Raw genomic sequence first — 24,653 nt, 5'->3', positions numbered from 1 at the left:
GGCCACGCGCCTGCCGCGGCTCGATAACGCCGCGGCGGCAGACGAACGAAGACGCCCGAGCCGATGTGTCAGATTACCGGCGTCCGGGATCGTGATGTCGCCGCCCCGACTACGAGGACTGGCGGGTCGGGATCTCAGTCCGCCTGCAGAACCAGCTTGGGTCCGGGGTCCGCGGACATCGGCACGCTGTCGCGCTGCAGCATCCAGCTGGCGATGTTGTGGAACAGCGGTGCTGCCGACTGGCCGCCCGAACCGTCGGCGCTGCGGGTCGGGGCGTCGAGCATGATCCCGATCACGTAGCGGGGATCGTCGGCGGGCGCGATGCCGGCGAACGTGATCCAGTAGTTCGAGTTCGAGTAGCACTTGCACTCGGGATCGACCTGCTGAGCCGTACCTGTCTTGCCGCTGATCTGGTATCCCTCGACCCCCGCGGCCACTCCGGTACCGCGCTGGTTCCCGGTGTCGTCCTGGGTGACGGATCGGAACATGTTGCGGACGGTCTTCGCGGTATCGGGACTGACCACGTACACCCCGTCGGGCTGCTGGGTCTCGGTTCGCTGACCGTTGGCGTCCACTGTCGCTTCGACGATCCGCGGCGGGATGCGAACCCCGTCGTTGGCGATGGCCTGATACATCCCGGTCATCTGCAACAGCGTCATGGACAGGCCCTGACCGATGGGGAGGTTGGCGAACGTTCCACCCGACCACTGATCACGGCTCGGGACATTTCCCGCGCTCTCGCCGGGCAGACCGACGTCGCTGCGTTGGCCGAGACCGAACTTGGTGAGCATGTCCGCGTAGCGATCCTCACCGACGCGCTGCGCCAGCATGAGGGTGCCGACGTTGGAGGACTTACCGAACACCCCGGTCGTCGTGTACGGCACGACGCCGTGGTCCCATGCGTCCTTGACCGACACGCCGGACATGAAGATGCTGCCCGGTACCTGCAGCACCTCGTCGGGTGTGGTGAGTCCGTACTCGATGGCTGCGGCCGCGGTGATGATCTTGTTCACCGAACCGGGCTCGAACGGCGTGGTGACGGGCAGATTGCCCATTTCCTTGGTGCGCTCGTTGTTGCCGACCCCGATACCGGGGTTGAAGGTGTTGTCGTTCGACATGGCTAGCACCTCGCCGGTGTGCGAATCCTGCACGTACGCCGAGGCGTTCTTCGCTCCCGACAGGTCCTTCGCCAACTGCACCTGCTGTTGCACGTAGTACTGCAGATCTGCGTCGATGGTCAGTTCGACACTCGAACCGTTGACCGCCGGCTGCTTGTCCCGCCAGCTTCCTGGAATGACGGCACCGTCGGATCCGCGGTCGTAGGTCTGCGAACCGTCGGTTCCGGCCAGGGTCGCGTCGAGCGAATCCTCCAGACCGAGCAGACCGTGTCCGTCCCATCCGGTGGCACCGACGATGTTCCCGGCCAGCGATCCGCCCGGGTACTCACGGATGTCCTGACGCTCGAGTCCGACCTGCTTGAAATCCTTGCTGATCTTCGACGCCACGGTGGCGTCCACACCGCGGGCGAGGTAGGTGAATTCGTCGTTGCTCTTCAGCTTCGCGAGCAGGTCCTTCTCGCTGATCACATCGCCGAGATCGCTGTGGATGCGGGCCGCGATGTCCTCGAGGTACTGCTCGGTCTCCGGCTCGGTGGGGTCCTTCGCCCTCGCCTCGTCGAGTTCCTTGCGAACCCGAACCGGTTGGAACGTCAGCGCTTTGGCCTCCATCGTGAAGGCGATCGGATTGCCGTTGCGGTCCAGGATGGATCCACGCATCGCCGGATCGACGAGAGTTGTGGTGCGTTGCGACGCCGACTCGGCCGACAACCTCGGCGCATCGAATCCCTGAATCCACAGCAACTGTGCCGCCGCGACGGCGAGCGCCACATACATCAGAACGCGACCGGTGCCGTGACGGAACCGAAAGGTGGACGAGTCGAGACGCTTTCGGCTCGGTGGCCGACGGCGTGGAGCAGGCGACGGCCTGGTCACTGCCCGCCACCCGATGCTTCGCCGGTGGACTCGGGGGCTTCGACCGAAGGTGTTTCGAGCGAGGGGATGCTCATGGGAACCAATTGTTCAGCAAGCGCGGTGTTTCCAGCTCCATTGCTCGAATTCGGCGTGGCGGCGCGGGTGTCGATCGTGCCCGAGGTTCGGTTGGGCTGAGACGCGCTTCGCGGGGTCTGCTGCTGCGATGACTGCGTGCTCGGATTCGCGACGGTGCCCTCGCCTGCGGACGCGGCCGGTACCGGATCGAGCGGCGCCACCGGCGCACCGTCGGCCGGAGCCGGAGTACCGACGACCTGGACACCGCCGTCCGGAGCGACGATCAGACGCGCGGAGTTCTTCGCCGGGACCATCCCGAGCTCGGCGGCCTTGCGCGCCAACTCCGGAGCCGATTCCGCCAACTCCACATCACGCTGCAACGACGCCCGCTGCTGAGCGAGTTCGGCGTTGACGGCCTTGGCGGCGCTGAGATCGTAGGAGTCTCCTGCGGACCGAGTGGTCAGGAGCAACGTCAGACCGAGACCGATGGCAAGCAGGCCGATGATCAAGGCGACGAACGGGATTCGCGCGGCGATAGCACTTCCGTTGAGCGAAGGCCGTGCACCGGCCCCGGAACCACGCGCAGAATCCGAGGTGTGGATCGACGCACGCTGCTGCCTGCGCTCGTATGCGCGAAGTGCAGCGCCGGATCGTCCACCACCCTTGCTCGTACGCTCGGGTCGCGAGAGTGGAGCCTGCGGAGCGACCCTGTTCCTCGGTGCTGGAACCCGATTGCGTTGTGTTCCAACGGTTGTGCCTGGAACCGTCATTCCGCTCTCCTTGCAATCCGTTCGGCGGCGCGCAATCTCACCGGAGCCGAACGTGGGTTGTCGTCTATTTCTGAATCCGAGGCACGCTCGGCACCTCTGGTCAGGAGCCGGAACTCCGGACCCATTCCTGGAAGCTCGACCGGCAGCCCCTCGGGACTGCGGGACTTGATCCGAGGTGCCAACTCCTGCTTGACAACTCGGTCTTCGAGCGATTGATACGACATGAAGACGACCCGGCCGCCGACAGCCAATGCGTCGAGCCCGGCAGGTACCGCCGCCTTCAACGAATCCAGTTCACCGTTGACCTCGATGCGAAGTGCCTGGAAGGTGCGCTTGGCAGGGTGTCCGCCGGTGCGCCGGGTCGCGGCCGGAATTGCGGCATAGAGCAATTCGACCAACGGGCCACTCGTGGTGAACGGCGTGTGTTCTCGGCGTCGCAGTACAGCGGAAGCGATCTTGCCGGCGAACCGTTCCTCGCCGTACGTGCTGAGGACCCGTGCGATGTCGCCGTGCGAGTACGTGTTGAGGACGTCTGCGGCGGTGATTCCCACGGTCGGATTCATTCGCATGTCCAGCGGGGCGTCCACGGAGTAGGCGAATCCGCGATCGGACTCGTCCAACTGCATGGACGACACTCCGAGGTCGAACAGAATCGCGTGAACGGACCCGACAGCAGGCAGACCGGCCTCGTCGAGCGCTTCGGCGATGCCGTCGTAGGTCGTGTGCACCAACGTGATTCGATCGGCAAAGGGAGCCAAACGGGCTCCGGCCAGCACGAGCGCATCGGGATCCCGGTCGAGTCCGATGAGGTGCAGGTGCGGGTAGGTCCGCAGGAAATGCTCGGCGTGACCACCGAGGCCGAGTGTTGCGTCGATCATGACGCGAGTACCGCCGGTGGAGCCGAGTGCGGGTCCGAGCAGTTCGTCGGCTCGTTCGAGTCGAACCGGAACGTGGAGCGGGCCTGCGGATCGACGGTGGGGTCGGTCGGCGGACGACTCGATGTCGTCCGGTCCGGTGCCCTCCGTCATGGTTCCTCCCGGTCGCGCGTACGTACTTCTCGCCCGGGTCCGGGCCGTGCGGGTCGCCCACCGAAGCCGACGCGAATGCATCGAGGTCCCTGTCCGATAGGGAACCTGGCGTTGGGGAAGAACGTCAGGGTCCTGATCTGCGAAACCTGGCGTTGGGGAAGAACGTCAGGGTTCTGATCGGGCAGAGGCCTCGCTGCACTCGCAGGCGACCTGGTTCGGGCTACAAGATCCCTCCGAGGGACTCGTCGAAAGCGTCGGAGAAATCCTGTTCGTTCTCGGCGGAGTAGCGCGCCCACGCTTCGTCGTTCCAGATCTCGATGAAGTCCATCGAACCGATCACCACGCAGTTTCGTTCGAGCCCCGCGTACCGGCGATGCTCGGGACTGATGGTGATTCGACCCTGTCCGTCCGGCCGCTGTTCGTCGGTTCCCGAGAAGAACTGGCGAACGTAAGCACGGGCTTTGGGGTTGGCACGAGAAGCCGCCGTCAATTTCCGAGAGCGCTCCGCGAAGTCGGCCGCGGTGTAGACAGCGAGGCTGAAATCCTGCCCCTTGCTCACCATGACCCCTCCTGCAAGCGCGTCCCGAAACTTGGCCGGCAACGTGAGTCGACCCTTGTCGTCGAGCTTCGGCGTGTAGGTACCGAGAAACACTCGCCACCTCCAGCCTCGACTCTGCGCTGCGGACCACTTTACCCCACTCTCCCCCACTTCGAACCATCCACAGCCGGAAAACTTTGGCCAAAATGACATTCATGCAGCTCAGCAAGCACAAGATCGGCTGCTTCGGCAGCGATGCCGCGGGTGATATCGCCGGTTCGATTCGGGAGCGACGGCCCTTGGGTCCACCACTGCAGCCGTCTGAGCAGCACCTCGACGTCGGGTGTGGCGGTTGGACGCAGATCTCAGCCCTTCAGTGGGGCCTTGGTGGGGAGAAGTGGGGAATGTGGGTGAAAGTGGGGAGTGTCGGGGAGGGATCCCAGAACTCCCGTGCGCGGGAGTGTTCGAGCCGGCCCTCGACGCGGAGCGGAGGGCTGCAGGCAATTCTGCGGCGTCTGTTCGCGGGCAGAAAACGACAACAGCACCTCACCCGAGGGTGAGATGCTGTTCTACGTCGACGCGTGGAGTTGTCGAGACGAGCCGGTTCGATGTAACCCGGTCGATTCAGTCCTGCTCGAACCTCTTACGGAACCGATCTTCCATGCGAGAGGTGAAGCTGCCGCCCTTGCGACCACCCTTCGATTTCTGTCCGGTAGAACGCCCGGACGTCTCGGCAGCATCGTTGGCTGTGCTGCCTTCGTCCTGCGACGCTGCGGCTCCCTTGCTGGAACCGCCGAACAGGAACAGTGCCCCGGCACCGAACATCAACAAAAAGCCGATGAGACTGACGACGAGAAAAGCCAAACTGTTCGTCGACAGTGCAACACCGGCGACGAGCAACACGAGTCCCACTACGAACAGCGCGGCAGCCTGAAAGCGCCTCCTGCTCGACGCCGCGCGTACGCGACCGCCCCTCACATGAGACGCGAATTTGGGATCCTCGGCGTAGAGAGCGCTCTCGATCTGATCGAGCATGCGCTGCTCGTGCTCGGAGAGTGGCACGGTACCTCCCCCTGCACAGATATTGAAGGTCATTTCGGTTACGAAACGACGGGAAGCTGACCTTGGCGGCTACCTGTTGTCGATGATACGAGCTGAATCGGCCGCTTACCACCTACTCGGTCGATGTGTTCCTGAGAAACACCGAAGTTTTCGAGACGCACGTCCCGAAAACTCCGTGCGAACACCGCATGACGTGGCGATTGTCGGCTGACGTCCAGCTGTGTGAGCTACGCCGACAAGGGTGCGGTCATCGGGTCGACGGACGCGAAACGCCCCTGCCCGCCGAGTCGATCCTCGACGGAGTTCAGAAAACGACCGACGTGCCGCTGGAAATCGTCGGCATCGAGATCGTCGATCGTGCTCGACGCACCGGCCTCGACTGCAGCCCGGGTGGCCGAGAAGGACGCGAAGTAGTCGGCCCAGACTGCGAGTTCCGGTGCCGCCTTCGCCATCAACACCCACGCGCTGCGTGAACGAGGACGCGCTCCGATCGAGTTCGGCAACGACGCGAGCACCGCTGCCGCGCCTTTCAGTGCGGCGGCGTAGCTGCCGAGAAATCGATCTGCGGCATTGCTCTCCCCGATGGACTCGGACAGCAGAGCATCCGCTCGACCCAACAGAACCTGAGCCTGACGCGACACCGGCGACCGCACTCCGGCATCGAATGCCTTCGTGATCGTCATACTCGAACACCTCCAGTTCGAATCTCCGGCGCGCACCTGGCGCGGCCGGAACCGTGGCGAAGCCTTACAGTCGAACTCCGGAGAATCCGACTCGAGGATCCGAGCCGGAACCACCGGCGCACTCGGCCCCGATTGTCGAACACCCGTTCGACACATTCAATATAGCTGTGCCCACCGACAAGTTTCCGAAGAAAGGTTGAGAACAGTCGTCACCGATGCGCAGACAACGCCGTACCTGGTCGATCTGACGCCCCCGGAATTCCGCCAGCGGCTGTTCGAGGCACTGTCCATCTACGTCGAGGCCATGGGCTATCCGCGTGGAACCGAACAGAGCAGAGCACCGATGTGGAGCGAACATCTGCACCGGCCGGGCTGGCGAGCAGTCGGTGCACTGCTCCCGAACACCGACCCGACACAACCCGATTCCCTGGTCGCCGTGGCATACGGCTACGACGGTGCCGCGCACCAGTGGTGGCATCAACAGGTTCGCGACGGTTTGCGACGCAAGGGGCATTCCCCACAGAACGTCGAGGCCACGCTCGACGACTACTTCGAGCTCACCGAGTTGCACGTCCTGCCGAGCGCTCAGGGGCACGGCCTCGGCGGACGGCTGTGCAGCCGTCTGCTCGACGGCGTTTCCGCGCAGAACGTGATGTTGTCCACACCCGAGGTATCGGAGGAGGACAATCGAGCCTGGCGGCTGTACCGGCGGCTCGGCTTCGCGGACGTACTACGCGACTTCACGTTCGCCGGTGACCGACGCCCCTTCGCAGTCCTGGGCCGCCGGTTGCCTCTCGACGGGCCAGTAGCCTGAGGGTGTGATCGATGCTGTGGTGGTGGGCTCCGGCCACAATGCCCTGACCTCTGCCTGTTACCTGACCGACGCCGGCATGTCGGTCGAGGTTCTCGAGCGCGACTCCGTTGCCGGTGGCGCGGTGTCGACGGTGGAACGCTTTCCCGGCCACCGTGTGGACCGTGGTTCGTCGGCGCACATCATGATTCGTCACACCGGCATCATCGAGGAGCTCGGACTCGCCGACTTCGGTCTGCGCTATATCGACTGCGATCCCTGGGCGTTCGCGCCTGGGGCCGTCGGCACCGACGAACGCGGCATCGTCTTCCACCGCGATCTCGACCGAACCTGCGACTCCATCGCCGCTGCCTGCGGCACAGCCGACGCACGCGCCTACCGCACCTTCGTCTCCGTCTGGGGTCCCCGCAGCGAACGCACCATGCGTGCGTTCGGCGGACCACCAACCGGGGCGAAACTGCTCCGATCCTTCTGGGGCCTCGGCGCGCCCGACGGCGGCAGCATGCTCTCGCGGGAATTCCTGGCCACCGGCGATTCCCTGCTGGACGAGATGTTCTCGAGCGAACGACTCAAGGCCGCACTCGCGTGGTTCGGCGCACAGTCGGGTCCGCCGATGTCCGAGCCGGGTACCGCACCGATGGTCGGCTTCGCTGCCCTCATGCACACCCTTCCGCCGGGCCGCGCCGTCGGCGGTAGCGGCGCGCTGACCGAGGCGATGATCGCTCGGCTACAGCGCGACGGCGCCGAACTGACGCTCGGCGACGCCGTGACCTCGCTCGTACGCCGCCCACACGGCTGGACCACCAGGACCGCGTCGGGACGGGAGATCGACAGCCGCATCGTCGTGGCCGGTTGCCACATCGTGACCACCCTCGACCTGCTGGCAGCCGGCGGCCACGACTCGGCGCAGCTCGCGCGGTGGCGCAGCACCATTCGGGTGGGGCCCGGGATCGGTACCGCGGTCAGACTGGCCACCGACGCCCTTCCGACGTTCCCGAGCGCGGACCGGATCGAGGAAGGCACCCACGGTCTGGCGCTGCTGGTACGCGACCGCAGCCAACTGCGGTTGGCACACGGGCACGCGCTGGCAGGCGATCTGCCGCCCACCCCGGCTGTGCTGGGGATGTCCTTCAGCGCGCTCGATCCCACCATCGCGCCGCCGGGACAGCACCAGATCTCTCTGTGGTCGCAGTGGCATCCCCACACCCTCGCCGACGGCAGACAGTGGCGATCGGATGTTCCCGGCGAGCGCTCGTTGGCCGAGTTCGAGGCGGATCGGATCGTGGCCGAACTGGACCGATACGCACCCGGTTTCGCAGGATCGGTGCTGGATCGGTTCGTTCAGTCGCCACCCGACATCGAGCGGGAGCTCGGTCTGGTCGGAGGCAACATCATGCATCTGGACATGTCGCTGGACCAGATGATGATGTGGCGACCGCATCCTCAACTGGCCGGACATCGGGTCCCCGGTGCAGACGGGCTCTATCTCACCGGCGCATCGACCCATCCCGGCGGAGGGGTCACAGCGGCCAGTGGTCGTTCGGCGGCGCGGATCGCGATCGCCGACGCCCGCGCCGCCCGCCGTCGCACGTTCTTCGGAAGGAAACGGCTATGAAGGTTGCGCCGATCGTCGTGGCTGCCGCTGCCGTGGGCTGCCAGATCCTCTACCCCTTGGTGTCGGGATCGACCAGAGACGTGGTGACGGTGGCGGTGGTGGCCCTGCTCGCGCTCGCGTCGATCCTGCACGCGGCACTCAATCGCGGCATCGTATGGGCCACCATTCTCGTCGTCGTGACCGCAGGTACCGGGTTCGCGTCCGAACTCGTCGGCACGGCCACCGGCATCCCGTTCGGCGAATACTTCTACGCGCAGAATCGCTTGGGCCCGAGCCTGTTCGAGGTGCCTGTCGTGGTTCCCCTGGCGTGGACGGCCGGGTTCTATCCGATCTGGTGTGCCGTGACCTTCGTCGTTCGCCGTCTCGATACGACGCAGGTACGCGCCACCGCACTCCGAATCGTGGCGGTCGCGGTGGGGATGGTCGGTTGGGACCTGTATCTCGATCCGCAGATGGTCACCGACGGACAGTGGACCTGGACTGCCGGTTCCGCCGGGCTGCCCGGGGTGCCGTCGATTCCGCTCACCAACTACCTCGGCTGGCTGGTGGTGGCCACCCTGATGGCCGCGGTGATGGAATCGCTCGACCGCGCCGTCGGTCGCCCACAGCCATCCGACGACGCGGTGCCCATCGGGTTGTTCCTGTGGACGTGGCTGGGGTCGGCGCTCGCGCACGCGGTGTTCCTCGACGGTCCGGAACTCCGATACTCGGCGGTGTACGGGTTCGTCGTCATGGGCCTCGTCGGCATCCCCCTGGTGTGGATTGCCCGTCGCGACCGACCACTCGGGGCCGGACCGCGTGCGGCCGTCGATCGCTCCGGTACCGACACGCCTCGCTGACAACCCCTGCCGACTGACATCACCTCGATGTCCTGGCACGATGTCGCTGTGCAGTCGACATCGCGAACATCTCATCGAACCCACCGCCGCCGCGTTCTCTCGGTGGTCGCGCTGGCGCTGCTGGTCGCGCCGATGCTGGCCGGTTGCCTGCGTGTGCAGGTCACGATGGGCGTGTCGGCGAACGACCGCGTCGCGGGTCAGATCGTGGCTGCCAGCGTGCCGACATCGGACTTCGACACCGGCCCGGAACTGGTGGTGCCCTCCTCGATCGAGGACAAGGTTCGCGTCGAGCCGTACAACCAGGACGGATACGTCGGGTCGCAGGCCATCTTCGACGATCTGTCGTTCGGCGACGTGCAGACCCTCGGCTCGATCTTCCAGAACGCGGCCGGATCGTTCCAGCTGACGCTGCAGCGCTCGGGTGACACCGTCACTCTGGCAGGCAACGCCGATCTTTCCTCCGTTCCGGTGCAGGGCTCGGACGTACAGTTCACCATCGCGTTCCCGGCCCGCATCGGCACCACCAACGGCACCCGCGAGAGCGACAACTCGATCTCGTGGAAGTTGCCTGCGGGCGAGGTCACCTCGCTGCGCGCCGAGGTCAACTATCCCGATCCCAACACCCGCAGCTTCGCCGGCTGGGCCGGCATCGTGGGCGGCGTGACCGTCGGCGTCGCGGCCATCGTCGGGGCCATGGCATGGGTGTCGCGCAACCCACCGTTGCGGGGCCGCGGGTCGCGCAACACCGACTCCGGAAGCTCCACCGACAGAACGTCTGTGTGAGAGCCCGCCTGCTCGCGCGCACGACGGCGACGGCAAGCGTCCTCGCGACAGCGTCGGCCGCGGTCTCCGTGTTCAACTCTCGGTTCATGCCGAGCCTGCGCTCCCCGGACCACGACGTCACCGAGCGCGTCGTCGTCTGCATTCCCGCCCGCAACGAGGTTGCGACGCTGCCTGCGCTGATCGGCGACCTCACGCGGCAACGATCGTGCACAAACCTGCGCGTGATCGTCCTCGACGACGATTCGACCGACGGAACGGCGTCCGCTGCCCGTGCGGCTGCGGACGGTGACCCGAGGATTCGCGTCGTGACCTCCGGTGTCGCTCCCCCGGCCGGCTGGACCGGCAAGGCCGCAGCGTGCGCCGAGCTCGCCAGACTGGCCGACGAGGACGACCCGATGACGTCGCTGATCGTGTTCGTCGATGCCGATGTGCGACTCGAACCGGAGGCGGTGGCGGCAGCGGCCCGGGTACTGCGACGGCGCGGCGCCTCCCTGCTGTGCCCGTGGCCGGAGCAACTTGCCGAGAGCACCGTCGAGCGACTCGTCCAGCCGCTGCTCGCCTGGTCGTGGATGTCCACGCTTCCGGTACCTCTGGGCAACGCCACTCTCGCACCGTCGATGGCGGTCGCCTGCGGGCAGTTCATGGCCTTCGACGCCGCCGCCTATCGCGCCATCGGGGGCCACAGCTGCGTGGCGGCGAGCGCAACCGAGGACCTGGATCTGGCACGCGCTCTCCGTCGACGGGGATTCTCGACGGCGGTGGCGTCGGGTGCGGGGTTCGTCCGATGCCGGATGTACCGATCGGCCGCGGAGTTGCGGTCCGGCTACAGCCGGTGGTTGTGGAGCGAGTTCGGTGGACCGGCCGGTTCGGCTGCGGCGGCCCTGGCACTGACGGCAGTGTACGTACTGCCCCCGATCACCGCGCTCACGTCCTCGGGTGTCACACGTCGCCTCGGCCTCGCCGGGTATCTCGCCGGAACGGTGTCTCGGATGTCCACCCGGCGGAGCGAGGTGGGATCGCGGTTCGGGGTGGTCGACGCAGTCGATGCTGCGCTGCACCCGGTGTCGATTCTCGCGTTCGTCGGCCTCGTCGCGGAATCCCACGTGCGCAGGCGTCGTGGCTCGCTGTCGTGGAAGTCGCGTCCGATGCCGCGCCGCGAGCCCTGACCCGTCTCACACTCGTGCGGCCGCGAGCCCCAGATTGCTCAACACCTCACGCGTCGCGCGCGCGAAGTTCAGGGTGATGAAGTGCAATCCGGGCGCGCCCTCGGAGATCAGGCGCTCACCGATGTTCGTGGCGAGTTCGATGCCCACCTCTCGGACGGCGGCGCGGTCCTCTTCGGGACCGGATCCTGCTGCGCGAGTGAACTTCTCGTCCAGGTGCGACGGAAGCGTTGTGCCCGAGAGCTCGAGCATCCGCCGAACCGAACGAAGTGAGGTGATGGGCATGATCTCGGGAATGATCGGCTTGGCACCCTGCTCGGCGTCGAACGCACTCACGCGGTCCCGCAGGCGCAGGTAGTCGTCCACATCGAAGAACATCTGAGTGATCGAGTACTCGGCACCCGCCCGCAACTTGCCGACCAGGCACCGGGTGTCCTGCTCGAGGTCGGCGGCGCGGTGGTGACCTTCGGGGAACGACGCCACGCCGACGTGGAAGTCGCCGAGATCACGTACCAACCGGACCAGCTCCTCGGCGTACTCGACTCCGTCCGGATGCTTCTCCCAGTCGCCGAGTGGATCTCCGGGGGGATCTCCTCGCAGTACGAGAATGTTGGTGATGCCGCGGTCCGCGTACGACCCGACCATCGATCGCAGCTCGTCCACACTGTGCGAGACGGCAGTGAGATGCGCCACAGGGAGGAGGGTGGTCTCCTCGGCGATCTGCCCGGTGACGCGCACCGTTCGATCGCGGGTCGAGCCGCCTGCGCCGTAGGTCATCGACACGAATGCGGGCTGAAGTTGTTCGAACTCACGAACCGCTCGCCACAGCCTGGCTTCGGCCGCCGCGTCTCGTGGAGGCGAGAACTCCACCGAGAACGGGATCCTGGCCTCGGGTTCTGTCCGTAGCCGGTCGACGATGGACGGTGTTCTCGTCACGAATCCTCGACTCGACCGCCCCCTGACGGATTCTTCGCTCACCCGAAGATCATAGGTTGCGCCCCACCGACGCCTGTGAGGCCTCCCGGACGAGAGATGTTCTCTGCACGTCAACCCAGGGTGTGCGCGGCTATTACTGTGGGAACCGGAATCCACGCAATTCACAGCAACCTTGGAGGATCGTCCTGTCCGGAGACTTTTCTTCACCCGTAGCCGACGCCCCCGTCGCCGCGAACGACCCGAAGGCGATGCGTTCGGCAGTCGACGCGACTCTCGCCGAGTTCTTCGCCTCGCGCCGAGGTGTCGTGGACACCGTCGGCGGCGGCTACCCCGATGCCGTGGCCGATCTCGAGGCGTTCGTGCTTCGCGGCGGCAAACGCATGCGCCCCGCGTTCGCCTGGACTGCGTGGCTCGGTGCAGGCGGAGAATCCACCGGTGCCCGCGCCGAGGCAGTGCTGCGGGCGTGTTCGGCGCTCGAACTGATCCAGGCCTGCGCTCTGATCCACGACGACATCATCGACTCGTCCAGCACGCGACGCGGTTTCCCGACCGTGCACGTCGGCTTCGCCCAACGGCACCGGGACGCGGGCTGGACCGGCTGTGCGGACCATTTCGGTGAATCGGCAGCGATACTGGTCGGCGATCTCGCTCTGTGCTGGGCCGACGATCTACTGCGCGAGTCGGGTATCGACGCCGATGCCGCGCGGCGAGTCCAGCCGGTGTGGTCGGCGATGCGCACGGAGGTTCTCGGCGGTCAGTTGCTCGACATCGAAGCCGAGGCAGGCACCGACGAGAGCGTTGCGGCGGCAATGCGCGTCAACCGCTACAAGACCGCCGCGTACACAGTCGAGCGGCCGCTTCATCTCGGGGCGGTCCTCGCCGATGCCGACGAGAACCTGATCTCGGCCTACCGCAACTTCGGTGCGGACATCGGAATCGCGTTCCAGCTGCGCGACGACCTCCTCGGAGTGTTCGGCGATCCCGAGGTGACCGGCAAACCGTCCGGCGACGACATCACCGAGGGCAAACGCACCGTCCTGATCGCGCTGGCACTGCAGAAGGCGGACGAGACGAGGCCGGATCACGCAGCCACGATCAGGGCCAGCCTCGGGACCGAACTCGACGCCGACGAAGTGGCCGACATCCGGTCCATTCTCGTCGAACTCGGCGCAGTGGACGCGGTCGAGAAACAGATCGACGACCTCGGGACCCGGGCCGTCGCAGCCCTCGACAACAGTTCGATCGAACCGGTCGCTGCCGCGCACCTGCGCGCCATGGCAACCGCCGCCATCCAACGGCAGTACTGAAAGAGAGCGCCATGTCTTCGATCCGCACGGTCTCCGGCACCACCGACTCCGTCGTCGTCGTGGGAGCCGGATTGTCAGGCCTCGCCGCCGGTCTGCACCTACTGGGAGCGGGCAGAAAAGTCACGCTCGTCGAGTGTGACGAGACCGTGGGCGGCCGCGTCGGGGTGTACCCGGTGTCGGACACCGACGGATCGCACCTCTACGACATCGACAACGGTGCAAGCGTGTTGACGATGCCGAACCTGGTGCTCGAGGCACTCGCCGCCGTGGGCGCCGACTTCGAGTCGACCACGCCGCCGATTCGGCTGACGGCCCTGTCGCCGTCCTATCACACGCGCTACGCCGACGGCACGTCCATCGACGTCTACTCCGATCCCGAGGCCATGGCGGCCGAGGTGGAACGCACCTGCGGCCCCGCCGAGGCGCAGGGATACCGCGAACTGCGACGCTGGCTCGCCGACATCTTCGACGCCGAGTTCGACCGCTTCATCGACTCGAACTTCGATTCACCGCTCGACCTCGTGGGATCGAAAGCTGCGATCTCCGACACCGCGACACTCACGAAACTGGGCGGCTTCGGCCGCCTCGGGCCCCGCGTCGACAAGTTCCTGAAGGACACCCGCCTACGCCGCGTCTTCACGTTCCAGGCGCTCTACGCAGGCATGGCACCCCAGAAGGCCCTGGCGGTCTACGGAGCCATCGCGCACATGGACACCTCCCTCGGAGTGTTCTTCCCCGAGGGAGGGATGGCGGCCATCGCCAAGGCCATGGCCGACGCGTTCGTCACCGCAGGCGGCACGCTCGAACTCGGCACCGAGATCGTCGACATCACCGTCGACCGGGGTCGGGCCGACTCCGTGATCACCGCAGCCGGTGGTCGAATCGCCTGCGACGCACTCGTTCTCACCGCAGACCTGCCCGTCGTCGATCGACTCCTCGACAGGGCGTCGGTGTCGAAGAAGGGCCGACGGAACGGATACGGCGTGGTCTCACCGTCGGCGGTCGTCGCGCACGGAACCGTTCCCGTCGAGCTGACGGAGACGTGGCCCGCCCGCGCTCACCACACCATCGACTTCGGCGACGAATGGGCCGAGACCTTCCGCCGCATCACCGCGCGATCGGGCAAGGGATCGTTGATGGCCGATCCGTCCCTGCTGATCACCCGACCGTCGGTGAGCGATCCCGATCTCGAAGTGGTGCGCGGCGGAGTACGCAGCGAACCGGTGTCGATCCTCGCACCGTGCCCCAATCTCGACAGCGCTCCACTGCCGTGGGGCGAGCTGGCGCAGCCGTATCTGAACGAGGTCCTGACGACTCTGGAGGCTCGCGGATACAAGGGTCTGCTCGACGGATTCACGCTCGACCACATCGACACACCCGAGACCTGGGCGCAGAAGGGCATGATCGAGGGTTCTCCGTTCTCGTCCGCCCACGTGTTCAGGCAGACCGGACCGTTCCGACGCAAGAACATGGTCGCCGGGCTCGACAACGTGGTTCTCGCCGGCTCGGGCACGACTCCTGGAGTGGGCGTCCCCACGGTTCTGGTGTCGGGAAAGCTCGCCGCGCAGCGGGTGACAGGGCGCACGGGCCGGTAGGTTCGTTCGATTCACTGCGTCGACCAACTAAGCTGAGCGCGATCGTTTGCCGGTCGCGCTCATTGCTGCGACCATGATCGTTCGGTGATCGGCGAGAACCATCGGCCGACGTACACATCTCGACCCACAACTCGTTGCAGAGGAGGAGCAGGCGGCAATGTCTTCGATCTCGTCGCACTCCACCTCCGAGGATCGATCGTCGGACGGCGGCACCCCACCCTCGGCTGCGCGACGACCGTCCAGACTGACCGCAACCGGCAATTTCCTGCGCAGTCCCGAGGGCAAGGCAGCGATACTCGGTGTGGTCGGTGCCGTCTGCATCGTGTTCGGCGGGTTCGGCGCGGGCAGTGTGCGCCGACGCGATCCGTTGCTCGAGGAGATGCACCTGTCGTGGCTGCGATTCGGTCACGGATTCGTACTCTCCACCATCATCGTCTGGGTCGGCGTACTGCTGATGATCACCGCGTGGGTTCGGCTCGGGCGCGCAACCCTGCACGGCCGCACCACGGTGGGCGAACTGCGCTGGATCGTCCCGGCATGGACCGCTCCGCTACTGCTGTCGGTGCCGATGTTCAGCCGCGATGCGTACTCCTACCTGGCCCAGGGCGCTCTGCTCCGCGACGGATTCGACCCGTATGCCGTTGGCCCCGTTGCCAATCCAGGAGTTCTGCTGGACAACGTCAGCAACGTCTGGACCACCACCACCGCCCCGTACGGCCCGCTGTTCCTGCTGCTCGGTCGCGGAATCACCAGCCTGACCGGCGACAACGTCATCGCCGGGACCATGCTGCTGCGCCTGACGATGCTGCCCGGCCTGGCACTGATGATGTGGGCGGTTCCGCGGCTGGCGAAACACCTCGGCGGCCGCGCGACCACCGCGGTGTGGCTCGCCGTCCTCAACCCTCTCGTCCTGATCCACCTGATCGGCGGAGTGCACAACGAGTTGCTCATGGTGGGCCTGATGACCGCAGGGATCGTGCTGACGCTCGAACACCGACACGTGGGCGGCATCGCACTGGTCGCGATCGCGGTGGCGATCAAGGCCACAGCAGGCCTGGCGCTGCCCTTCCTGGTGTGGATCTGGATGCTCCATCTGCGAGAGAAGGCGCGGGCCGAGGGGCGAACCCCGATGCCGCCCGCCCTGGCGTTCGTCAAGACCGCGGGCATCGGAGCCGCCGTCTTCGTTGCTGTGTTCGCCGTGGCGTCGGTGATCGCCGGAGTCGGAATCGGTTGGCTGACCGCGCTTTCCGGATCGGCCAAGATCATCAACTGGCTCTCGCTTCCCACGATCCTGGCTCACCTGGTGACCGTCAGCACGTCGTGGTTCCTCGATCTACGCCTCGGACCCGTTCTCGACGTCACCCGCCTGCTGTGCGCCATCGCGCTGGTCGTCGTGCTAGCGGTCGCCTGGTGGTTGGGCCGCAGATCCGAACGCGACGCGGTCAAGGGCATTCTGATCGCCCTGGTCGCCACCGTCGTCCTCTCCCCCGCGGCCCTGCCCTGGTACTACTCGTGGCCACTGGCTGTCGCCGCAGGCTTCGCACTCTCGCGCACCACCCTGATGATCCTGACGGGTCTGTCGACGTGGCTCATGCTCGTCTTCCAACCCGACGGATCGATCGGCCTCTACACCCTCGGACACGTCGCACTGGCGGTCTTCGCCGCGGTCGTCGCAGCTCTGTCTCTGACGCGCGTCGATCCGCTGCGTCTACGATCGGACCGATCCAGGCAACACCGTGCCGTGCCGAACGCACCCAAGACCCCAGCAACGGAACCGACCGGAGACGAATCCACGTCATGAAGGCTCGCGTGATGAAAGAACTGGACGGGATCGATCCGGAGCTGCACGAGGCATACCGCATCTGTCGCGAACTCAACGCCCAGCACGGCAAGACGTATTTCCTCGCCACTCGCCTGCTCCCCACCGACAAGCGCGCAGGCGTGCATGCGTTGTACGGGTTCGCCCGGATGGTCGACGACATCGTGGACCTCGAGGGCACCGACATCTCCGTGGGATCTGACGAACTCAATGCCAGACGCATCGTCGAACTCGACGTGATCGAGTCCCGGGTGCGCGACGCCTTGGCCGGAAAACCGTTGTCCGAGAGCGTGTCCGATCGAGTGTTGAGCGCGTTGTGCGACACCGTGGGGCGCTACGACATTCCGCACGACTATTTCTACGCGTTCATGCACTCGATGCGGATGGACATTCCGGGGAGTCCGATGTTCGTCTCGCGCTACCGGACGATGGAGCAGCTGCGCGAGTACATGTACGGCTCCGCTGCGGTCATCGGACTGCAGATGTTGCCGATCCTGGGAACCGTCGTCGAGCGGTCGGAGGCCGAGCCTCCCGCCGCAGCCCTCGGCGAGGCGTTCCAGCTCACCAACTTCATCCGAGACATGGGTGAGGACCTCGATCGCGACCGCATCTACCTACCCACCGACGAACTCGCTGCGTTCGGTGTCGACGAAGAACTGCTCCGGTGGTGCCGCACCACGGGAAATGTCGACGCCAGGGTGACCAGGGCCCTCGCGCACCTGATCGCCGTCACCCGCTCGATCTACCGCACGTCCGACGCGGGTATCGAGATGCTGGATCCGCGAGTGCGACCGTCGATGCGCACGGCATCGATCCTGTACGGCCGCATACTCGCAGAGGTCGAGTCACAGGGCTACCGCGTGCTCTCGCAACGCGCGACGGTGCCGCAGTGGACCCGAGCTCGCATCGCGCTTCCGCAGTTCGCCGTCACCGGCTTCAAGCGCGCAACGATTCGCTAGAAGGCCATTGCCTGAGCTCGCCTGATCACTTCGCGCATCAGGTCGCCGTGCAGAGCAGCGACGGGTGCACCGGGCAAGCTCTCGTCCTCGGTGAACAGCCACCGCAGGATTTCCTCGTCCTCGTAACCGCCGTCGTGCAGCACGGCCAGCAGACCCGGCAGGCCCTTGACGATGGTGCCCTTGTCGGTGTCGAGGAACTGCTCGGGAACACCGGGCACACGCGAACGCTTCAGCGCCAGCAGCTGCCGATCTCGAATCAGCTGCTCGACGCGGGTCTTGGGAACGTCGAGAATCTTCGCGACGTCGGCGAACTGCAGCACGGACACCGACGGATCGAGCACATCGTCGGCATAGGGAATGGCACTCACGCAGGTAACGTTAACGGGTCCGGCATCCAGACATCAAAAGCGTGACAGTCGGCCCAGCAGGACGAACACACGAGCCACGATCGTCGGTCGGCATCTCCTGCACCGATACGATCGACTTCAGCATCCGGCGTCGAACGCCGGAAGACCAGTGGACGACGAGGGGAGGTTCGGTGATACCGGGTTCGATGCTCGATCGTCGATACCGAATAGACGCACCGATCGCGCGCGGCGGTATGTCGACGGTCTACCGCGGACTCGACACCAGGCTCGACCGCCCCGTGGCGGTGAAGATCATGGACCCGAAGTTCGCCGAGGACCCACAGTTCGTCCAGCGCTTCGAGTTCGAGGCACGGGCAGTGGCCAGGCTCAGTCACCCGGGCCTCGTCGCCGTCTACGACCACGGTCGAGACGGCGAACACGCCTTCCTCGTCATGGAACTCGTCGAGGGCGGAACTCTGCGTGAGCTGCTGCGCGAGCGTGGACCGATGCCTCCGCATGCTGCAGCGGCCGTCATCCGGCCGGTCCTCGACGCCCTCGCCGTAGCCCACCGAGCCGGTCTGGTGCACCGCGACATCAAGCCCGAGAACATCCTGATCAGCGACGACGGTGACGTGAAGATCGCGGACTTCGGACTCGTCCGAGCCATAGCGGCCTCCACCGTGACGTCGAGCAGTGTGATTCTGGGCACCGCCGCGTACCTGTCTCCCGAGCAGGTCACCACCGGTTCCGCGTCCGCTAGCAGCGATGTCTACGGCGTCGGTGTCGTGTTGTTCGAGCTGCTGACCGGACGCACGCCGTTCACCGGCGACACCTCGCTGTCCATCGCCTACCAGCGCATCGACAACGACGTACCGCTCCCCTCCACCCTCATCGCAGGCGTCCCCCCGCAGTTCGACGAGGTGGTCCAGCGTGCCACCGTCCGCGCCCCGGAAAATCGGTACCGCAATGCCGACGACATGGCCCGGGCCCTGCGCGCGGCCGCGTCGGCGCTGGCGCTGCCCGAGTACCGAGTGCCGGCACCCAAGCGCTCGGCCGAGCACCTGAGCTCGGCCGCAGCCGGAGCACCGACAACGGTCGCGGGCAACCGTCCGCCGTCCGCTCGCACCCAGGTCGTGGACACTTCGCCGCCGCCACCTCCGCAACACGGGGTGCAGCACACCAGGGTGGTCACCTCGCCCACAGCGCGGGGCATCGACCACGGCCAGGACATCGCCGAGGTGCCGCCCGCCGGACCACCCCCGACCGGCAGGCGGCACTACGAGTTCCCCGATTTCGACGCCGACCGCCAGCGCTCGCGCCGAGCGATCGTCATCTGGCTCCTCGTCGTCGCCCTGCTCGCGGTGTTGGTCGGCTTCGGCGGATGGTGGATGGGCTCGGGTCGCTACACCGCAGTCCCGATGGTGGACGGGCTCGACACCACCGGTGCCACCAGTGCCGTGGAAGCCGCCGGTCTCGAAGCCGCGGTGCGCGGAACCTACTCCGACTCGGTGGACACCGACCTTCTCATCGGCACCGACCCCACCGGCGGATCGCGAATCGCCAAGGGCGACACGGTGTCTCTGTTGGTGTCACTGGGACGCCCCACCGTTCCCTCGATCGACACGAGCGCATCCGTCGACGACATGGAGCAGCAACTGCGAGACCGAACGTTCACGCCCGTCGACGGCGGCGAGGCCTTCAGCACGTCCGCTCCGATCGGCGGCGTCGCAGCCCTGGACCCGCCGCCCGGCACCGTACTGACCACGGGAAGCTCGGTCACGGTGCTGCGCAGCAAGGGGGCACCGCCGGTCGAGGTACCCGACGTACGCGGGCAGAGCGTCGACCAGGCCAGGACAACGCTGGAATCGGTGGGCATCACCGTCGGCGAGGTTCGGGAGACCTTCGACGAGGACACCGACGGCGGCAGGGCGATAGGGACGACGCCGGAGGCCGGGCAGACGGTGCGATCCGGGACCACCGCTGCGCTCGAGGTGTCCAACGCCGTCACCGTGCCGTCGCTGCTGGGTCGCTCGGTCGGCTCGGCCCGGACCGCTGTCGAGACGTTGGGCCTGACGATCGACGTCCGTCAGGTGGTGGACACCGACGGGTCGCTGATCATCACCCAGAGCCCCGGAGCCGGTTCTCGGGTGGAACCGGGCTCCGAGGTCATGGTCGTCTCGCTACCCTGATCAGTCGCGGAGCATCTCGGCGACCAGGAATGCCAGTTCGATGCTCTGCTGCGTGTTCAGACGCGGGTCGCAGGCGGTCTCGTACCGGCCGGCGAGGTCCAGGTCCGAGATGTCCTGGGCACCGCCGAGGCACTCGGTGACGTTGTCGCCGGTCAGTTCGACGTGAATTCCGCCCGGATGCGTTCCGAGGCCGTTGTGCACCTCGAAGAATCCCTGGACCTCGTCGACGATGCGGTCGAAGTGGCGCGTCTTGTAGCCGGTCGAGGCCTCGTGAGTGTTGCCGTGCATCGGATCGCACTGCCAGATGACCTGGTGGCCGGTGGCCTGAACCTTCTCGATGATGGCGGGCAGGATGTCGCGAACCTTGCCGTTGCCCATGCGTGAGATCAGCGTCAGACGTCCCGGCTTGTTGGTCGGGTCGAGGCGCTCGACGTACTCGACGGCCATCTCGGGCGTGGTCGTGGGCCCGATCTTAAGACCGATCGGGTTGGAGATCAGCTCGGCCAGCGCGATGTGCGCCCCGTCGAGCTGGCGGGTGCGGTCGCCGATCCACAGGAAGTGCGCGGACAGGTCGTACAGCTTGGGGTGATCGTCGGTGTTGTCCAGGCGCAGCATCGCACGCTCGTAGTCGAGAACGAGCGCTTCGTGGCTGGCGAAGATCTGCGCGGTGTGCAGGTTCGGGTCGGAGACGCCGCAGGCATCCATGAAGCGCAGGCCGCGATCGATCTCCCCCGCGAGCGCCTCGTAGCGCGCACCGGCGGGCGACTGGGCGACGAACTCGCGGTTCCAGTCGTGCACCTTGTGCAGATCCGCCATCCCTGCACCGGTGAGTGCGCGGACCAGGTTCATCGCCGCGCTGGCATTGGCGTACGCGCGCACCAGTCGTGACGGATCGTGGCCGCGGACGCTCTCGTCGGCGACGAGCGAGTTGATCATGTCGCCGCGGTAGGACTGCAGACCGAGCGCGTCGATGTTCGACGACCGCGGCTTGGCGTACTGACCGGCGATACGGGCGACCTTGACCACCGGCATGCTCGCGCCGTAGGTGAGCACCACAGCCATCTGCAGCAGCGTGCGGATGTTGCCCTTGATGTGCGGCTCGGTGTTGTCGACGAACGTCTCGGCGCAATCGCCACCCTGCAGCAGGAAGGCCTCGCCTCGGGCGACGGCCGCGAGCTTGTCCGACAACGCCTCCACCTCACCGGCGACGGTGATCGGTGGCACGCTCTCGAGCACCTTGCGCATGTCGGCAGCATGCTCGGGATCCCACTGCGGTTGCTGCGCAGCCGGCTTGGCCAACGCATCGTCCAATCGAGAGCGCAGCGTCGGCGACAACGGCGGCAGGTCGGGCAAGCGATCGATGGGTACGTCGACAGTCCAGTTCACCGCTACAGGATATTCGCACCGCCGAAGCCGCAGGACAACGGGTGTTCACCCGCGGTACGAGTACTCCTCGATTGCCTGGAACTTCGCCAGATTGTGCCGCGCGTCGGCCAGGGCGTCGTGAGCATCGTCGGGAACCGACGGCAGCTCGGGACTGCCGCGATCCTCCCAATGTTGGCGCAGCTCACGAGTGAACCGCGGCAACGAACGCGGCAATTCGGTCATCGAGCCCCACAGCTGGCAGAGGGCCACGTGGTCGTACGCCGCCACCCACGCCCACAGTTCGACCTCGGCACCGTAGTGCGGAACGAGAAATTCGAGCAGTTCGTCTCGGATTCGGGACCGGCTCATCCACAGCGGCGACGAGTACGGTGGCAGCTTGGGAAGCACGTTGCGTCGAACCCAGCGGCCGGCGCGCTCGGGGTCGAACTCGGAGGACACCGCATAGAACTCGCGACCGTCCTCCGACACCACACCGATCGACACCAACTCGATTGTGCGACCATCCTCGATGAACTCTGTGTCGTAGAAGTAGCGCACGCGGCTCACCCTAGCGCGTCCCCGACACGTCCCCCCACGTGCCGGTAGCCCCGATCCGAACAGCCCTGAAAGGCAACGCCAGTGACTCCGCCCGACACCAACCGTCCGGTCGCCGAAGCATCGGAGCCGGCGGCGCCGACGCGACGCCGGTGGCCGAGTTGGGCGGTGGCGTCGAGCAGGGTTCTCGTCCTGATCGGTGCTCTCGTCGGCGTGCTGTTCCATCTCAACGGCTTTCCGGGGTTGCGTGAGCTCGGCGAGCACTACCGACTCGATCTGGACGTGTATCGACTCGGCGGTCAGGTGTTCGCCGAGGGCGGGGATCTCTACGGTCAACTGCCGCCGATCGCGACCGGTACGACGCTGCCGTTCACCTATCCCCCGATCGCCGCGGCGATCTTCAGCCCGCTGTCGTCGGTGTCGCTGTACGCCGCCTCGATCGCGGTCACCGTGCTGTCCATGCTCTTGCTGCTGGTGACCGTGGTGGCGACCCTCACCTCGCTCGGACTGCGTCCTCGCACGCTCGTGTGGTGGACTGCCGGAGCAGTCTTCGCCGTGGCCGTGCTGCTTCTCGAGCCGGTCACCTCGACGCTGAACTACGGGCAGATCAACATCGTGCTGATGGCGTTCGTTGCACTGGACTGCCTGCCGAAGAAGACGCCGTGGCCCCGAGGTGTGCTGATCGGACTCGTGGCTGCCGTCAAGCTCACCCCCGCAGTGTTCGTATTGTTCTTCTTGTTGCGCAAGGACTTTCGAGCCGCTGTGGTTTCGGTCCTGAGCTTTGCGGTGTTCACCGCGGTCGGTTTCGCGCTGACGTGGTCGGACTCGGTGAAGTACTGGACCGAGACGATCGTCGATTCCGACCGAATCGGCGGTCCGGCCTACCCGCCCAACCAGTCGATCACCGGAGTGCTCGCGCGGCTCGGGCTGGACGAACTGCCTCGGTCGATCCTGTGGCTCGCGTTGTCGGTGGTGGTCCTTGCCATCGCGGCGATAGCGATGCGAAAGGCGTTCGCCGCGGGCGAGACTGCTCTCGCCCTGACGATCAACGCCATGTTCGGTCTGCTGGTGTCGCCGGTCTCCTGGTCACACCACTGGGTGTGGGCCATCCCGTTCACCGTGGTGCTCGCCGTCCTCGGCTACCGACGCCGCAGTGCGCTGTTGGCAACTCTGGTGGCCGTCGGGCTGGCGTTGATGGTCTACCCGCCGCACTGGAAGCTCGGCGAGGGCCGTTGGAGCGGTCTCGGTTGGCCGCTCGTGGATCAGTTCGCGGCCTCGGGATACGTGTGGTGGGCGCTCGCGTCGATCATCGCGGTGGCCGCGGTCGGCTGGACCGACCGGGCCGATACGACAGTCGACACCCGCTCCGCAGTCTGATCACGGAGCGGGCCGAGCAGATTCAGCTCGCCTTGGAATCCGGGATGCGCTGCGCGGTCGGACCCGACTCCGCCTCGGGTGCAGCCTTCTTCAGCGATGCGGCGTACACGTCCACGTACTCCTGACCGGAGAGCAACATCAGGTCGTACATCACTTCGTCGGTCACCGCACGCTCGACGAAACGGTTGCCTGCCATGCCCTCGAAGCGCGAGAAGTCGATGGGCTTGCCGATCCGGATGGTGACCTTCGCCGGACGCCACACGCGCGAACCGATCGGGTTCATCTTCTCGGTACCGATCATCGCGACCGGAATCACCTGAACTCCGGTCTGCAGTGCCAGACGCGCCATCCCGGTCTTGCCCTTGTACAAACGCGCGTCGGGTGACCGAGTGCCCTCGGGGTAGATACCGAGAACCTTGCCTGCTTCGATCACACGCACGCCTGCGTTGAGTGCGTCCTGTGCCGCGTCGGCTCCGGTGCGATCGATCGGCACCTGCCCGACGGCGGTGAAGAACCATTTCTGGAACTTGCCCTTGAGTCCCGGTCCGGTGAAGTACTCGCTCTTGGCGAGGAAGGTGATGCGTCGAGGCGTCTTGAGCGGAAGGTAGAAAGAATCGAGAACGGCCTTGTGGTTGCTGGCCAGAATGACCGGCCCCTCCGTCGGGATGTTCTCCGCACCCTCGATCGTGGGCCGACCCAGGGCGATGAGAAGGGGGCCGACGAAAATGTACTTAACCAGCCAGTACCACATTGACATGCTCCCTGATGATGGTCGGGAAATCGTTTGGTGCCGCCTCGCCCTGAAGCGAATCGACTGCGGCCGTGCGTCCTCGAACCGTGCCGCGTAGTGAACTGTACCCACGGTTT

22 protein-coding genes are annotated in these 24,653 nt (G+C 66.1%); 11 read left to right on the top strand and 11 right to left on the bottom strand.

The features are described 5' to 3' along the window. Positions 1-134: 134 nt before the first annotated feature. From CH256_RS13890 to CH256_RS13860, 6 genes are all read right to left on the bottom strand, one after another. A complete protein-coding gene (locus CH256_RS13890; RefSeq protein WP_068051974.1) occupies positions 135-1,991 on the bottom strand; it encodes a peptidoglycan D,D-transpeptidase FtsI family protein in 1,857 nt (618 codons plus the stop codon). Next, positions 1,988-2,815 carry a hypothetical protein gene (locus tag CH256_RS13885; RefSeq protein ID WP_231893930.1) on the bottom strand — a complete coding sequence of 276 codons (828 nt, stop codon included), beginning with the start codon at positions 2,813-2,815 and terminating at the stop codon, positions 1,988-1,990. Before CH256_RS13885 ends, CH256_RS13890 begins: the two co-directional genes overlap by 4 nt. Continuing rightward, positions 2,812-3,843: a 16S rRNA (cytosine(1402)-N(4))-methyltransferase RsmH gene (rsmH, locus tag CH256_RS13880; protein ID WP_256989438.1), complete on the bottom strand. Its 1,032-nt coding sequence runs from the start codon at positions 3,841-3,843 to the stop codon at positions 2,812-2,814. Before rsmH ends, CH256_RS13885 begins: the two co-directional genes overlap by 4 nt. Positions 3,844-4,063: 220 nt before the next feature. After that, positions 4,064-4,495, bottom strand: a complete 432-nt coding sequence (gene mraZ / locus CH256_RS13875; RefSeq protein ID WP_027497352.1) for a division/cell wall cluster transcriptional repressor MraZ — start codon at positions 4,493-4,495, stop codon at positions 4,064-4,066. 510 nt (positions 4,496-5,005) lie between these two features. Further along, positions 5,006-5,443, bottom strand: coding sequence for a DUF3040 domain-containing protein (locus CH256_RS13865; RefSeq protein ID WP_068051986.1), 438 nt, complete (start codon positions 5,441-5,443; stop codon positions 5,006-5,008). A gap of 227 nt (positions 5,444-5,670) precedes the next feature. After that, positions 5,671-6,126: an SAV_6107 family HEPN domain-containing protein gene (locus CH256_RS13860; protein WP_094669864.1), complete on the bottom strand. Its 456-nt coding sequence runs from the start codon at positions 6,124-6,126 to the stop codon at positions 5,671-5,673. A 196-nt stretch (positions 6,127-6,322) separates the two neighbouring features. On the opposite strand from CH256_RS13860, the gene CH256_RS13855 reads away from it, so the two are divergent. From CH256_RS13855 to CH256_RS13835, 5 genes are read left to right on the top strand one after another with little or no spacing between them, the layout of a single operon-like run. Then, the gene (locus CH256_RS13855; RefSeq protein ID WP_094669894.1) at positions 6,323-6,940 is read left to right on the top strand and encodes a GNAT family N-acetyltransferase; all 618 of its coding nucleotides are present in this window, start codon (positions 6,323-6,325) and stop codon (positions 6,938-6,940) included. 4 nt (positions 6,941-6,944) lie between these two features. After that, positions 6,945-8,552 (top strand): phytoene desaturase family protein, encoded by a 1,608-nt coding sequence (locus CH256_RS13850; protein WP_094669863.1) that lies wholly within the window; start codon positions 6,945-6,947, stop codon positions 8,550-8,552. Beyond that, positions 8,549-9,391 (top strand): carotenoid biosynthesis protein, encoded by an 843-nt coding sequence (locus tag CH256_RS13845; RefSeq protein WP_094640127.1) that lies wholly within the window; start codon positions 8,549-8,551, stop codon positions 9,389-9,391. Before CH256_RS13850 ends, CH256_RS13845 begins: the two co-directional genes overlap by 4 nt. Before the next feature lie 27 nt (positions 9,392-9,418). Then, positions 9,419-10,174, top strand: coding sequence for an LppM family (lipo)protein (locus CH256_RS13840; RefSeq protein ID WP_179272105.1), 756 nt, complete (start codon positions 9,419-9,421; stop codon positions 10,172-10,174). Further along, a complete protein-coding gene (locus tag CH256_RS13835; RefSeq protein WP_231893931.1) occupies positions 10,171-11,340 on the top strand; it encodes a glycosyltransferase in 1,170 nt (389 codons plus the stop codon). The genes CH256_RS13840 and CH256_RS13835 overlap by 4 nt, the downstream gene beginning before the upstream one ends. A gap of 6 nt (positions 11,341-11,346) precedes the next feature. On the opposite strand, the gene metF is transcribed toward CH256_RS13835, so the two are convergent. After that, positions 11,347-12,273 carry a methylenetetrahydrofolate reductase [NAD(P)H] gene (gene metF, locus CH256_RS13830; RefSeq protein ID WP_068052013.1) on the bottom strand — a complete coding sequence of 309 codons (927 nt, stop codon included), beginning with the start codon at positions 12,271-12,273 and terminating at the stop codon, positions 11,347-11,349. Between the two features lie 248 nt (positions 12,274-12,521). Here metF and CH256_RS13825 point away from each other — a divergent pair, with 248 nt between their 5' ends. The 4 genes from CH256_RS13825 to CH256_RS13810 all read left to right on the top strand — a co-directional run bounded on the left by CH256_RS13825 (position 12,522) and on the right by CH256_RS13810 (position 17,953). Next, a complete protein-coding gene (locus tag CH256_RS13825; protein WP_068052016.1) occupies positions 12,522-13,580 on the top strand; it encodes a polyprenyl synthetase family protein in 1,059 nt (352 codons plus the stop codon). 11 nt (positions 13,581-13,591) lie between these two features. After that, positions 13,592-15,175 (top strand): phytoene desaturase family protein, encoded by a 1,584-nt coding sequence (gene crtI / locus CH256_RS13820; RefSeq protein ID WP_179272104.1) that lies wholly within the window; start codon positions 13,592-13,594, stop codon positions 15,173-15,175. A 157-nt stretch (positions 15,176-15,332) separates the two neighbouring features. Continuing rightward, positions 15,333-16,976, top strand: coding sequence for an alpha-(1->6)-mannopyranosyltransferase A (locus tag CH256_RS13815; protein WP_094640129.1), 1,644 nt, complete (start codon positions 15,333-15,335; stop codon positions 16,974-16,976). Positions 16,977-16,987: 11 nt separating this feature from the next. Beyond that, positions 16,988-17,953, top strand: coding sequence for a phytoene/squalene synthase family protein (locus CH256_RS13810; RefSeq protein WP_068052046.1), 966 nt, complete (start codon positions 16,988-16,990; stop codon positions 17,951-17,953). Here CH256_RS13810 and CH256_RS13805 read toward each other — a convergent pair. Then, positions 17,950-18,321, bottom strand: a complete 372-nt coding sequence (locus CH256_RS13805) for an Rv2175c family DNA-binding protein (protein WP_068052028.1) — start codon at positions 18,319-18,321, stop codon at positions 17,950-17,952. The two genes, CH256_RS13810 and CH256_RS13805, sit on opposite strands and share 4 nt — an antisense overlap. A gap of 185 nt (positions 18,322-18,506) precedes the next feature. Between CH256_RS13805 and pknB the strand changes: the two genes are divergently transcribed. Next, a complete protein-coding gene (gene pknB, locus CH256_RS13800; RefSeq protein ID WP_094669891.1) occupies positions 18,507-20,489 on the top strand; it encodes a Stk1 family PASTA domain-containing Ser/Thr kinase in 1,983 nt (660 codons plus the stop codon). On the opposite strand, the gene CH256_RS13795 is transcribed toward pknB, so the two are convergent. Then, on the bottom strand, positions 20,490-21,875 hold the full coding sequence (locus CH256_RS13795; protein WP_032394396.1) for a class II 3-deoxy-7-phosphoheptulonate synthase: 1,386 nt from the start codon (positions 21,873-21,875) through the stop codon (positions 20,490-20,492). Between the two features lie 45 nt (positions 21,876-21,920). Next, positions 21,921-22,412 carry a polyadenylate-specific 3'-exoribonuclease AS gene (locus CH256_RS13790; protein ID WP_027497365.1) on the bottom strand — a complete coding sequence of 164 codons (492 nt, stop codon included), beginning with the start codon at positions 22,410-22,412 and terminating at the stop codon, positions 21,921-21,923. Positions 22,413-22,493: 81 nt separating this feature from the next. On the opposite strand from CH256_RS13790, the gene CH256_RS13785 reads away from it, so the two are divergent. After that, positions 22,494-23,786, top strand: coding sequence for a glycosyltransferase 87 family protein (locus tag CH256_RS13785; protein WP_068052031.1), 1,293 nt, complete (start codon positions 22,494-22,496; stop codon positions 23,784-23,786). 22 nt (positions 23,787-23,808) lie between these two features. Here the strand turns inward: CH256_RS13785 and CH256_RS13780 are convergent, their stop codons facing one another. After that, positions 23,809-24,537, bottom strand: coding sequence for a lysophospholipid acyltransferase family protein (locus CH256_RS13780; protein WP_068052034.1), 729 nt, complete (start codon positions 24,535-24,537; stop codon positions 23,809-23,811). Between the last annotated feature and the right edge of the window lie 116 nt (positions 24,538-24,653).

The organism is Rhodococcus sp. 05-2254-6 (genome assembly GCF_002258565.1).
In the GTDB taxonomy this organism is placed as follows: Bacteria; Actinomycetota; Actinomycetes; order Mycobacteriales; family Mycobacteriaceae; genus Rhodococcoides.
The sequence above is the reverse complement of the archived record's forward strand: the minus strand, read 5'-3'. Positions and strand labels throughout refer to the sequence as shown.